Source organism: Rouxiella silvae, from assembly GCF_002093625.1.
GTDB classification, from domain to species: domain Bacteria; phylum Pseudomonadota; class Gammaproteobacteria; order Enterobacterales; family Enterobacteriaceae; genus Rouxiella; species Rouxiella silvae.
Genome location: NZ_MRWD01000092.1, coordinates 1 through 12879 on the forward strand (window position 1 = coordinate 1; position 12879 = coordinate 12879).

General features: G+C 44.1%; 11 protein-coding genes. All 11 read right to left on the reverse strand.

Annotation, left to right across the window (positions count from 1 at the left end; genetic code table 11):
* The coding region (locus BS639_RS23605) for a glycosyltransferase family 2 protein (RefSeq protein WP_139804178.1) at positions 1 to 684 on the reverse strand (684 nt) is incomplete at its 3' end.
* Between the two features lie 13 nt (positions 685 to 697).
* Positions 698 to 1501 (reverse strand): glycosyltransferase, encoded by an 804-nt coding sequence (locus tag BS639_RS23610; RefSeq protein ID WP_084984513.1) that lies wholly within the window; start codon positions 1499 to 1501, stop codon positions 698 to 700.
* A gap of 30 nt (positions 1502 to 1531) precedes the next feature.
* Positions 1532 to 2569 (reverse strand): glycosyltransferase family 4 protein, encoded by a 1038-nt coding sequence (locus BS639_RS23615; protein WP_084984514.1) that lies wholly within the window; start codon positions 2567 to 2569, stop codon positions 1532 to 1534.
* A gap of 2 nt (positions 2570 to 2571) precedes the next feature.
* Complete coding sequence (wbaP, locus tag BS639_RS23620) at positions 2572 to 3999, reverse strand: undecaprenyl-phosphate galactose phosphotransferase WbaP (protein ID WP_084984515.1); 1428 nt, start codon at positions 3997 to 3999, stop codon at positions 2572 to 2574.
* A 105-nt stretch (positions 4000 to 4104) separates the two neighbouring features.
* Complete coding sequence (locus BS639_RS23625) at positions 4105 to 6282, reverse strand: polysaccharide biosynthesis tyrosine autokinase (RefSeq protein WP_084984516.1); 2178 nt, start codon at positions 6280 to 6282, stop codon at positions 4105 to 4107.
* A gap of 18 nt (positions 6283 to 6300) precedes the next feature.
* Positions 6301 to 6735 carry an arsenate reductase/protein-tyrosine-phosphatase family protein gene (locus BS639_RS23630; RefSeq protein WP_055782632.1) on the reverse strand — a complete coding sequence of 145 codons (435 nt, stop codon included), beginning with the start codon at positions 6733 to 6735 and terminating at the stop codon, positions 6301 to 6303.
* 3 nt (positions 6736 to 6738) lie between these two features.
* A complete protein-coding gene (locus BS639_RS23635; protein WP_055782628.1) occupies positions 6739 to 7878 on the reverse strand; it encodes a polysaccharide export protein in 1140 nt (379 codons plus the stop codon).
* A 95-nt stretch (positions 7879 to 7973) separates the two neighbouring features.
* A complete protein-coding gene (locus tag BS639_RS23640) occupies positions 7974 to 9389 on the reverse strand; it encodes a capsule assembly Wzi family protein (protein ID WP_055782956.1) in 1416 nt (471 codons plus the stop codon).
* 955 nt (positions 9390 to 10344) lie between these two features.
* The gene (locus tag BS639_RS23645) at positions 10345 to 10878 is read right to left on the reverse strand and encodes a methylated-DNA--[protein]-cysteine S-methyltransferase (RefSeq protein WP_084984517.1); all 534 of its coding nucleotides are present in this window, start codon (positions 10876 to 10878) and stop codon (positions 10345 to 10347) included.
* A 139-nt stretch (positions 10879 to 11017) separates the two neighbouring features.
* Positions 11018 to 11713 carry an acid phosphatase gene (locus BS639_RS23650; protein WP_084984518.1) on the reverse strand — a complete coding sequence of 232 codons (696 nt, stop codon included), beginning with the start codon at positions 11711 to 11713 and terminating at the stop codon, positions 11018 to 11020.
* Positions 11714 to 11793: 80 nt separating this feature from the next.
* Positions 11794 to 12408 (reverse strand): response regulator transcription factor, encoded by a 615-nt coding sequence (locus BS639_RS23655; protein WP_084984519.1) that lies wholly within the window; start codon positions 12406 to 12408, stop codon positions 11794 to 11796.
* Positions 12409 to 12879: the final 471 nt, after the last annotated feature.

Consider the following 12879-nt stretch of genomic DNA (forward strand, 5'->3'; position numbering starts at 1 on the left):
ATATAATTGATTTAATATAACAAATTTATGACCAATGATATTTTCATTAAAATCACGCATTATCGAACCATTACGAATTCTATAAAAATATAATGGATAGTCTATAAACTTAACTTTTTCTTGGTAAAAGACTTTGTAAACTATCGCAAAGTCTTCAAACAACATCCCCTCAGGGTATTGTAACTTATCAAAAATATCTCTTCTATAAATCTTCCCCCATGCATTAGGAATAAAATTTATAGACTCAACCACATTGGCATAAATATTCGAATCGGTAGATTTGTCGAAGTTATTCCCGACATCTCTAATAAACTGCCCAGAATCTGTAATTTCTCTATAACCACAACAACAAATATTTGCGTCGCCGATGGCTTCAAGCATCATACTTAAATAGTTTTTGTCTAGGAAATCATCACTATCTAGAAATGTAACAAATTCACCCTGAGCAAAAGTAAGACCAAAATTCCTTGCAGAAGATAGACCCCCATTTTCCTTGGTTACTATTCTAAAGTCAGTATTCCCTTCTATTTTGCTTCTTATTTTATCAACTGACTTGTCTTTGGAACCATCATCAACAAAAATAACTTCAAAGTCTTGATAATTTTGGTTTAGGAGGCTATCTACACATTCTTCGATGTATTTTTCAACATTGTAAACAGGTACTACGATCGATATTTTTTTCATGAGATCATAAACCTTACACTTTCACTCTATCTTTGTTATATAAAAATGAAAGAATACCACTTGGCACTATCCTTGTTGCCGAGCGAACCATAAAAATAAGTAATCCACCATATCGCCCGGTCAAATTAAGCTCTCTTTTCAGTCTCATGAGTTCAATTTCACTTTTTACGTAATTTAGTCCTCGGCGTTTTGATACCATTTGCTTGCCAATCCTTGCATTAACTAAGGATTCAGGCATATTTTCAAAATGATAACCTGCCGATATCATTCTAAGCCAAAGATTATAATCTTCCATATATAGATGATGCCTATAGCCGCCAACGGCAAGGACCTTAGACTTACGGAATACTATAGTCATGTGATTGAACGGGTTTTTCCAAATCGAAAATTTGCGAATATCGTCATTATTCTCAGGTAGAATTTTCAACCTTTGATTATTATACTCATCGAACTCGATTATACTTGCTCCCAGCATATCAATATTTTCATTTTCGGTGATAAGACTGATTTGCTTTTCAAATCTTTCGGGCAGACATATATCATCAGTATCCATTCGTGCCACAATCTCATGACTGCAATACTCTAAGCCTTTTTGTAAAGCTCTTCCTAACCCCACATTTTTTTCAAGTGCGACAACTTTAATATTAAGTTCATCATTAAATGATTCTACAACAGTTTTTAATTTATCATTGATAAAACCATCAAAAACAATCACTACTTCATTAGCTTGTAGAGTTTGAGATTTTATGCTTTCCAAGCATTCGATTAAATTTTGTGGCTCTTCTTTATTATAGAGCGACATTAATACAGAAAACATAGACACCTCGTCAACATAATCATCGTGAGATTATACGAGTATTGATACCCATTCTTTGTAAATCTCATCCCCGGTAAAAATTCTAGAATTATTAAGCGAACGCCTGCTCAAATCTAGCCTTAGTTCGTCATCCTTCAATAATTCTTCTATTTTTTCCACAAATTCAGCGTCGTTATCATAATCAATAACAAAGCCATCATCTTTTATTATTTCTATTGGGCCAGTTTCACAATTAAAAGCTACTGCAGGCACGCCGAAGTTTTTCGCTTCGATTAACACCATAGGTAAACCTTCATATCGAGATGTCATGACGAGCAATGATGATTTTTTATACCACTCATCTAAATTATGCCCAGGGTTTTCAATAGAAACATTATTGATATTATGCTTAGTGATAAACTCATCCAACAGCTCGCGATCCTCTCCATTGCCCACAATGACAAGTTTCCAACCGTCGGAGTCTATCTTTACCCAATTTGATAATAAGCGCTCAAAGTTTTTCTGATAAGTTAATCGCCCAACTGCGAGAACTATTTTCTCCTTTTTTGCAATGTGACTAACGTCTAATGTTGCATGCTCATAAGGAGAACAGTTTCTGACAACTTTTACTTTGCTTCCAAGTTTTTCGGCGAGATAACGTCGATCAGACTCGGTTAAAACGACAATTTCATCAGCCATTTTGTATGCAGGCCATTTAATTATCTGTTTCACTCTAGAAAAAGATTTGAACGAAACATGGTCATTACATATAACTTTGGCTTTTACATTAATTAATTTTAATAGAGGAACAGCCTGTGCAGACAGTCGCCCCATTGATAATACGATCACATAATCGAATTTTTCACTTTTAATAGAAAAACTATAATCCAGGAGATTACGATTCCTTGATTTATATTTTGGTAATTTTATTACTACACGCGGGTCGAAATCATAATAGGGTTTACCCGAAGACATACTGTATATTGATGTTTCTACACCATTTTTAACAAACAGGGCAGATATCAGTGACGCAACACGATCAGTTCCGCCACTATTAGATATGCCATCGATTAGAATGCATAATTTCATTTCTAATACGCACCATCTCGCTTAAAGACCACGCCGACTGTCTTAAACAGGATTGCGATGTCATTCCACATTGACCAGTTCTTGACATACCAGGCATCGAAGTAAACGCGGGTTTCATAATCAACATCGCTGCGGCCACTTACCTGCCAAAGTCCGGTCATTCCCGGTTTGCTTAATAGGTAATAATCAACCTGGTCGCGGTAACGCTCAAGCTCAGCATGAATAATCGGACGAGGACCTACCAGGCTCATCTCACCTTTTAACACGTTAAACAGCTGTGGAAGCTCATCCAGGCTGGTACGGCGCAGCAAACCACCAATCTTGGTAACGCGCGGGTCATTTTTGAGTTTAAAGGTTTCATCCCATTCGGCACGCGCCTCTGCATCTGATTCCAGCAGTTCTGCCAGCAGTTCTTTAGAGTTGATTGCCATTGAACGGAACTTCAAACATTTAAACGGTACGCCACCCTTGCCGATACGCTCATGGCCGTAGATTGCCGGTCCGCCGTCTTTTTTAACTTTACGGCTGATATACAGCAAGGCAGGAGAGAGCAGGACAATAATGGCCAGTGAGGCGAAGATATCAAACAGGCGCTTGCTGATGCGTGACGACCACTTTGCAAGATTCTGATGCACACGGAAAATCATAACTTCATGGCTAAAGATAAACGACATGTCGGTACTGTCGAGCGGCATGCCCCTCAAGGTAGGAATAACGGACACATAGCGATAACCTTTAATCATCAACTCACGAAGCCACGAGTTGCGAATATCGCCCTCATCGTTCTCCACGGCAACAATAAACTGCATTCTTTTATCAATACCGTTTTCAAGCCACTTGGCATCATTGTGAATAACCGGCAGCCCTTCAAGACGATCGTCGGGTAGATTAGAAGGTTTATCAGAAATAAAGCCGATAATACGCAGACCCATGTTGGTCTCGCCGGTGATGGCCTTACAAGCTTCAGTCGCATTTTTACCGCTACCGATAATCATGGTATCGCGCTGCCACAGCCCCATCTTATCCAGCAGCTTTTTGGTAAGCATTCGCGCGACAGGCACCAAAATAATCACAAATGCCCACGTCATGCCCCACAAGTAGCGGGAGAAATACCACTTGGCGAAGGCGATAACCGCAATTTCAACGATTGCGAAAATAATCAGCGTCCGCAGGATCTCTTTTAATTCAAACCAAAAGGTTTTACGGTAAAAATAGTGACGCAGGCGAACGCCACACCAAATAACCATAGTGCAGGCAAGGAGCCAGTGTAAAACAATCCAACCTTCAATCTGGTCATCAGGCACATCAATATCATAGTGACTCAACGTCAGGTGCATTAACCCTATTGCTAGATAAAGCGAAAGTGCAAAAGTTAAAAAATCCGAAAGCGCTAGGGCACAAGTGACCCATAAATTTCTTGCAAAACGCATTATGTGAGTCCTTACAAAGGAGAGAAAGCAATACGAGAAGTGTGTATAAATAGACCAAAAATCGGGCCTGGAGAGTTCCAGGCCCGCAAAGCAGTAAAGTACTACTTAATCTTTTTTATCGCTGTAGCTGTAACCATAATGACTGTAGCCGTAGCCGTAATAACTGCTGGCCTTTTTCACTACGCCATTGAGGATACAACCTTTAACTTCAACGCCGCTTTGTTCGAAGCGCTTCACGCTGACTTCTATCTCTTTTGCGGTGTTCTGCTCGAAACGCGCTACCAACAGCGTAGTCCCGGTGTAACGGCCTACGACAGCAGCATCGGTCACGGCCAGGATCGGCGGGGTATCAATCATCACTAAATCGTAATTTGCCGAAGCCCAGTCTAATAACTCTTTAAAGCGTTTATGCATCAACAGTTCGACGGGATTAGGCGGCAACTGGCCGCGCGAAATAAAGTCAAAGTTGACGGATGAAATAGGTTTAACACACTGCGCGATGGAAGCCTTGCCACTTAAAATATCGGATAAACCATTTTCAAAACCGGTATTAAACAGTTTATGGGTGTAGCCTTTTCGCATATCCGCATCGATAAACAGGATCCGCTGGTCGCCCTGCGCCAGAACCGCAGCAAGGTTACTGCTGATAAAGGTTTTACCGGCATTAGGGCTTGCACCGGAAATCATCAGAATGTTGTTCGAAGCTTCTAACATCGCAAAGTGCAGGCTGGTGCGCAGACCCCGGATGGCCTCAATAGCTAAATCCGCTGGGTTCTCTAAGGCGAGGAAACTGCCCCACTCAACCTGCTTCTTAGTTTTGAGCTTGCCGGTTTTTGCCACATTCTGTTTGTTAAGCCATTCAGAAACGGGAACGCTGGCATAAACGTTGATACCCAGTTCTTCCAACTGTTCTGGTGAATCGATACCACGACGCAGGAAGACTCTAAGTAATACGAGTCCAACCGATAAGAATCCGCCTAGCAGCATACCGATCAATACGATAAGAACTTTTTTAGGTTTGACCGGTTTTGGTTGAGTCACTGCATCATCGATAATACGCACGTTACCAATTGCGCTGGATTTAGCGATGCTAAGTTCCTGCTGGCGATTCAACAACTGCATATAAATGGCACGACCCGATTCAACATCACGGCTTAAGCGCAGTACTTCTTGCTGTGTTGCCGGCATACCTGATACACGCTTGTTCAGCTTGATTTTCTCTTGCTCGAGAACTTGGCGTTTTTCCAGTAAAGCCTTATAGGTTGGATGACTCTTGGTATAGAGCTGAGATACATCAGCTTCACGGAAAGTCAGCTCATTAAGCTGGTTGTCTACGTTTACAATTTGATCGAGTGCTGATTTGGTTTCCAGCGAAAGATCAACCGAGTCGCTTTTACGGCGATAAGCATTCAGCTTATCTTCCGCGGTGTCTAAATCACCACGCACCTGAGGTAATTGCTGGCTGAGAAACTGTAGACTTTTCTCATCCTGAGCCGCCTGACGATCAATATTCTGTGCGAGATAGTTATCACTGATGCTATTGAGAATATCTTTAATCAAAGTCGGGTTTGGGCCTGCAAGAGTCAAATTCAGCATACCCGTATCTTTACCTTGGTCTGCCACATTCAATGTGTTTTGCAGACCAGTAATGGCATCTAAGCGAGTCTGATAGGCAACGTTAAATTGAGTCCCTGGCTTGGCATCAATTCTATCAACCATCAAAGAAACACCTTGCTCGGTAAGCAATTCACCTACGGTGCCTTTGAAATCATGAGGAAAACTTTCACCGGAGATATGGTAATGATGAGCATCATCTACGGTTAAGACAATTTTAGGGGTTTTTCCATCGCCACTCTCAAGATAGAGCCGATTAATACTTAATTGCCCCTGTTTCACACCAGTCAAACGCGCCCAGCCGCGACCAAACAGCGGGAAATACTTCTGCTCAATAGCGGCCTGTAAATTTAAATCATCAACCGTTTTGCCAATCACCATACGTGACTGCAACAGGGCTATTTCAGGCGTGGACTGCGGTTGGCTGTCTGGCAATATCTGGCTGAGGCTGCTAATCAGGGCATTGCCCTGCTTTTGCTCAACCTGAATCATTGCATCCGCTTGAAAAATAGGCGTGGCAAATAAAGCATAAACAATCGCCAGTACTGTAAATACAGCAGTAACGCTAATTATTAATTTACGATGGTCAATCAATTCACCGATTAGCCGGCCTAGATCAATTTCATCAGAGTCCGGGGTTGCCGGTTTATTGGAAATAACAGAAGACATGCAATGAGTTCCTAAAAGTTAACCACCCAGCTTTTTTGACCAGCTCTGGCAGGCTTGATCAATCAACTGATAAACATATTCGAAAGCTTCCTGGCTCTGGCGATATGGATCGGGGATCTCTTTTTTGTTTAACCAATGCCCTAAGAGCAGAGTTTTACCGCGCGCCTCCGTGGCCTGTTGAGTGACCTGCTCAACGTGAGATCGCTCCATCACCAGTATTAAATCGTACTGGCGAGCCAGCTGGGCACTAAACTGACGCCCACTGTGTCCTTCTAACGAAAGCCCATATTTTTCAGCAGTCCGTGAAGCTTGCTCGTCAGCCTGGTGGCCCACAAGGGCCCCCACGCCGGCTGAATCTATCTTTAAACCGGGTAATAGTTGACGAAGTCGTCTCTCTGCCGTCGGTGAACGGCAGATATTCCCGGTACAGATAACCAATACCGAATTAAACATAGATCAATTCCAGTTCTTAATATATTTAGCTGCTTGTACCGCCGAGTTGATGCCAGTGATGGTAGGGACCAACTGCGAAATAACGCGGTTCCAACGAACCAGTGGAGCACTTGTCACATAAACTGTGTCATACGGCTGAAGTTGGAACTGAGAAGCCATAATCATCGCCGAGGCATCTTTAGCATTAAGCTGATAGATGTTGGCGATATGGCCCTGCGGGTCGCCCTTCAACTGACGGATCACGAAGATACCGGAGGCATCAGAGGTGGTCTGATTCACACCGTTAACATTGCCCAGCGCCTCGGCCAACGTCATGCCGCTGCGGTCCATTTTGAGCGTTCCTTGATTAACGACTTCGCCCATAACAAACACTTTCAGATTGTCATTGCGCGGCACATACAAAATATCACCCGGATACATCAGGTGGTTTTGCGTCAGGTCACCTCGTTGCAGCAATGCATAGAGGTTGACTGTCTCGTCTTTACCATTGTGCGTCAGCACCGCGTTACGCCAGTCGGCGTTCTCGGCCAATCCACCGGCGGCGTTAATTGCATCAATGACGGTCATAGGAATATTGGTAATTGGCAGTTGCCCAGACTTGGCCACTTCACCTGACATATACACTTTTTGCGAGCGGAAGGCGGCCACGCTGAGGTCAACCTGCGGACTCTCAATGTAAGTCACCAAACGGCTGGCAATTTCCTGGCGCACTTCTGCCATGGTTTTACCCGCTACGTGCACTTTACCGATGTAAGGATAGAAAATATCCCCATCCGCACCCACCCAGTTACCCGTATCGGCCGCACTGCGGTACTGGCCCGCTGGCGTTGTCAACTCGGGGTGGTCCCACACAGTGGCCATCAACACATCGCCAACACCGATACGGTACTGATAGTTATTGATTAAAGCCTGCAGTTCTGGGTTCGGCTTAGCCTCGATAGGCGCAGGACGGAGCTGTCTCACCAGTCCCGGCGTCATCGGATAAACGTTAATTTTTTGATTCCAATCAGAATCGCTGTCTGGAAGTTCAACGACATTTTTACGCAGGCTGTTCAAACCCTGCCCTGGAACCAACGTACACCCGCTAAGCAATCCCACAAGTACAGCCACCGCTGTTAACTTGATTACATGTTTTTTTGTCATTGATTTAGTTCAACGTTAGAGTCAAGTTACGGAAAGGAAGCGCTATCACCATCCCCCCAAATTCAATTTTCGACCAAATTATGCTGTCAGGTCGCTTAGAGGTTTAAAGGTATATCCAATTGTGCGCTGGCACCTACATCGTTGCTATCGCTGTTATTAGCATCGGTGTACCACAGTCCCAGATTCAGTCGTACTGAACGATAAACGTCTCCACCCCAGCCTAACTGCACGCCCTTGAGGGTGTCAGCATGAGGGAAGGCGCTGTTGATTTGCTCATTTTCCGGGTTAACTTTTACGTAGGCGACGCGAACGCTCCAGCGCTGGTTGTCTTCGGTAACCAACTCTGTTTTCGCTGCCAACAAACGACCGTCGCCACCCATGGCGTCACCCAGCGGATATCCCTGCTGGTAGTAGCCGCCTTTATAAATATGGTGGGTATAACTGTAGCCGGTTCTTGAGGTATTGGTGCGGGTATCGTGCGCTTCGAGATACCAGTTGATGGCGTCTTTATTCCAGCTATGGTGACCTTCAATACCGCCGAGGTACATATTAGCGGAAGGCAATTTACCGGACTCATCTTCACCGATCATTTGTCCGTAGAAGCTAATAGGAATACCCAGCGTCGGTTCGAGTTTATATTTGAAATCAAAACCGGCAAGCTGATTACCTGGCTCATTAGGATCGTTGGCGGTGGTATTATCATTACCAATCACCCCATCCCAGAAATTGCCAAATGATTCAGGACGCCCTTGGCCACCCCATTGCAAAATACGCGATGCGCCTAATTCGAGTGAACGCCACGGAGAGAAGCTTAAGCGACCGCCGATAATTTTAGTATCGGGAACAGAGGTATATTGCGACATCTGGCTGGCGGAGATTTGATATTGCCAAGGTCCAATCCAGTTCAGCCACCACGTCGTCGGCGCAGCCTGACTGTTACGCTGTAGCATGAAGCCGGTTAAAGGACGCGCGGCATCGGAGCGGATCAGGCTGCCCTCATAACCCGGCCCCCACCACTGTGGAGTCTGACCAAATGACAACCATTGGTCCCAAATCTTAACGGCGCCGTAGCTGTTATTAGGGTTAATGTGCGAAGGAGAACCAATCTGCTCATTGCCTTCCCAGTTGCCCTGTAAATGCACGTCCCACCATTCACCGCTCTGGTTAACAGCCAGCGAGAGTTTATTATTGGCAGTAGGAGTCTGTGCGAAGCCCTGTGGTAAACCCGGTTTGTCGGTAGAGGCGAAGCCCGTAATACGCGCGTCAGACTTCAGGGTACGCATGCGTTCCTGAACCCTTTCAATGGCCAGCTGTTCTGAAGAATAAGAAGGATGGGCTTTTTCCAAAGCCTTTTCGACGGCATCCTGACTGATCGGCCAAGTGGTTAAACTGAGCTGGATCACCCCACGGTCGGCCAACCAGGTTAAATCTGAACGCAAGTCGTTATCTGGAAGTAGCAATCCATTTGCCATTGCACTGCCAAACGGTAATAAGGCAAGCCCAATACACATCCCAATAACACGAGTTTTAGAACGAATTGGTTTTACTGCCGTTGGTTTATCCATCAGGGTGATCCCTCTCCTTTGCCGAGAATGACTGATTGTGGTCAATTACGATGGGATTGGGCCCATCCGCATTGTCGATATGGGAAAAATAGCGCAACGTTTATATAATGTATATGTTGGCTACTTCATTCTATTGGGGTTCAGACAGCGTAAGCATTCACAATAAATTTGTATGCAAAGCGGATAATGCCACAGGGGCATGAGGGGTTATATACTTTTCAACATAAAGCCTGCAGCTTTTGGGTATCTATTACCCACGCTACCGCCCTGGCTTGTCAGCTACCAAGGCACTGTGGGCTCCATGCCCCATCATCGCTAGGCGATTGTCCGGTTTTCCCGCTTAAAAACAGCACATCAACATATTATTACTACGCCGATCGTTCTGTCTGAACACAACAAACTGCCGCCTCTTCAAATTTGAAGAGTTATGCAGGTAACGCGACTAAAATGACAAGACCTATTATCGACACATTGACTTAATTGTTAAGAAAAATAAAATGAAATTAGCCATCAATTACATTTTTCTCGCGATCTACGGCACACAATCACCCCAGTTGATCGCCATTCTTGACCACAAATCATACTCGTACAGCTTCCCAATACCCTTAGTTAATCAAAACTCAAAGAACTAAACGATAGGAATAAGCTTGTTTTTCTATGCATTGTAGATTTTTTTGTATTGTCCCAATTCCAAACCTTTGCATCTTCAGACTGAGCGGCAGAGCTCTTCCCCAACGGCAACCGCAGAAACGCTGAACCCGGCTGGGTTAACGTTACGTCCATATAGTTACAATTTAATAACTCAAGCAGGAAAAAAATTAAGGATTAATTCAGCAATATAAAGGGCGATATTTAGAAGGGAAGAAAGGGGGTGCGACCGCAAAGCGCGTTCGCACGCGGATTAAAAATCCAGTTCGGACTGCAGGCACATGCTGGCCTTGGAGGGCGTTGTAAAATTGTGCCCCTCAAGGGTTAATAGAAAAGCTTTTGCCTCAAGGCCACCGGCAAAACCCGTTAAGGCACCCGATGCGCCGATGACCCGATGGCAGGGCGCAATGATAGAAATTGGATTTCTGCCGTTGGCGGCCCCGACTGCACGGACAGATTTGGGATTACCCAATGCGCTGGCTATTTGTGAATAACTGCGTGTTTCGCCGAAGGGAATTTCAAGCAGAGCCTGCCAGACTTGTCTCTGAAACGCGGTACCTTCAAAATCTAACGCAAGTGCAAACTGCCTTCTGGTCCCGGAAAAGTACTCATTTAGCTGCTTTTCTGTCTCCAACAACATCGGATGATGATTATCTTCAACCAATGTTCCCAGCCTGACGCGATTTTCTCGCTCGCTTTCCCACAGCACAGCCGCAAGCCTGGACGCTCTTGCCACCAGCGTTAAAACCCCTACCGGCGAATTCATCAGCTTAAATGCATTTTCCATGCGATTTACTCTCTGGGAATGAAAAGATGATCCAGTGTAGGGAAACTTGCGGGGTTAGGAAACAACAGCCGTAGATTTATACCCACTCCCCTTTTTGTCTCGTTGAATCAAGGCAAAAAGAGGAGCGGAAACGCATTAATTATTTTGCCATCTCAGCCTGAAGCTCAGCTTTTGCTGCATCATACTCACGAGTAAACTCAGGTTGTTCAAACATTTTTTGTGCCATAAGCGCGGCACCGGTACGGCTCATTACGGTATCTGAACGGTAATGGAATCCTGCTACCAAGCGGTTCTCGGCATAACCCGCAGCGCGCGTAAACAGGGCGTTGCGCTTTTCAGGCACCATATCACCTAATACGGTGGCCATCAGATAACCAATCGTTGAATGACCTGATGGCCATGAACCCGATGTTGATTTTTTCAGCAACGGATGAAGCTCTTCAGAAACCATATAAGGACGGGAACGGTGGAAGTATTTTTTCGCATGGTCATCAACCACGTCTTCGGTTGCAACAACGCGGTCAAAAAATGCGGCCAACTTCGGCAACTTGGCGGCGTCAAAGCCGGGTCCCATGACGTCGGCAAAACGCCATACATTTTCCTGCGCATCGGCAATGGCGGCTTTTTCTTGCTCTGGCGTACGCTTGGCCTGAATTGCCAACAGCTCGGCTATTTCAGCTTTGGTTTGAGCAGAATCATCGGCAGGAGGGGCTGGCAGATATTGACTTAAATCGACATCTTTAGCGGTGATGAAAGGCTTGGCTTCGTCGGCAGCATGTGCGGTAAAAACCGCCCCGAAGGTTAAAAAGGCCAGAACGGCGACAAAATTACGCAAGATAAAAACTCCTGTTATGAGAATGTTGGCAGGAGTCTATGGATGAAAGATGACAGTTAAATGACGTGATAATTTAAATATTAAAGTTTGACTTTATACTGATAACCTATTTTCAAAAGGCCAAAGCTGTTTCTAGCGCCTAATTTTTGCATTACGTTTCTTTTATGTGTCTGAACCGTTTTATAACTCACGCCTAAATGCTCGGATATTTCAACAGGTGTATTATTATTCAACAATAGCGACATCACTCTCAGTTCACTTGAGGTTAATGACAACTCGTTATCATCCGAGTTAACCACCGAAAGCAGATGAGGACTGCAATAATAGTCTCCCGTTATTCCTTTATTTACGGCATGTTGTATGCATTCCAAGGGATCTTTTTTTGAAATAAGAACGCGGGCCTTACACTTCATTAACTCTCTGATAAGAAAGATATTCTCAACATCTGTAAAGACGATAAGTGTGACATTATTCCAGTGTTGGGAATTATTCCTGATAAAATCGATGCCATCCATTGGAAATAAATTAGTATCATAAATTTCCATAACGAGTATGTCGATCATTTCAGCATCAAGCATAGACTGTAACGGAGGGAAACCTTTTAGCGCACCTCTGACTTTCACATCTTCGGGAATAAGCGCCCTGATGGCCATACAGGTAAAGGAATGCGGTTCCATTAAGACCAAATTTTTCATAGTTCCCTTAAATATAAAGAGTCATCCTAACGGCACATGAAAATATAAAATCAGCGGCACATCATGAATAGGCCTAATTCTCTTAATCTCGATTAAACATAAAAAAACCAAAAATAAGGCTTAACTAGGTTTTTTGTATTGGCATTGTAACTTTTGCAAAATTAAACACTACCTCGACCTCAGTGAAAAACGCAACGAGGCGCATTACTTACACAAAACCGACAGTGGGTAGTGGAAAAGCGCATTAGGATTTTTCTTATTAAATTTAAAAGTGCATGATACGACTACAAAAAAACTTATGCTTAAGCACAAAAATCACCCAACTTTAAGCAAGATCGACATTAAGCAATAATTTTACATTAATAAATCTACTGATTTAACGAGAGTGTTCGCATCTTGCTAAAAGTAACCGTTAAGGTCTCAAAAACAGCAAGATGCCACTTCCCCGCATAAGGTGGAGTGCGTTAACCC

Excerpts from the sequence above, each read along its gene's own strand:
- BS639_RS23640 (WP_055782956.1), bottom strand. The coding sequence starts at position 9,389 with ATGTGTATTGGGCTTGCCTTATTACCGTTTGGCAGTGCAATGGCAAAT.
- wbaP (WP_084984515.1), bottom strand. The coding sequence starts at position 3,999 with ATGCGTTTTGCAAGAAATTTATGGGTCACTTGTGCCCTAGCGCTTTCG.
- BS639_RS23630 (WP_055782632.1), bottom strand. The coding sequence starts at position 6,735 with ATGTTTAATTCGGTATTGGTTATCTGTACCGGGAATATCTGCCGTTCA.
- BS639_RS23655 (WP_084984519.1), bottom strand. The coding sequence starts at position 12,408 with ATGAAAAATTTGGTCTTAATGGAACCGCATTCCTTTACCTGTATGGCC.
- BS639_RS23625 (WP_084984516.1), bottom strand. The coding sequence starts at position 6,282 with ATGTCTTCTGTTATTTCCAATAAACCGGCAACCCCGGACTCTGATGAA.
- BS639_RS23645 (WP_084984517.1), bottom strand. The coding sequence starts at position 10,878 with ATGGAAAATGCATTTAAGCTGATGAATTCGCCGGTAGGGGTTTTAACG.
- BS639_RS23615 (WP_084984514.1), bottom strand. The coding sequence starts at position 2,569 with ATGAAATTATGCATTCTAATCGATGGCATATCTAATAGTGGCGGAACT.
- BS639_RS23635 (WP_055782628.1), bottom strand. The coding sequence starts at position 7,878 with ATGACAAAAAAACATGTAATCAAGTTAACAGCGGTGGCTGTACTTGTG.
- BS639_RS23610 (WP_084984513.1), bottom strand. The coding sequence starts at position 1,501 with ATGTTTTCTGTATTAATGTCGCTCTATAATAAAGAAGAGCCACAAAAT.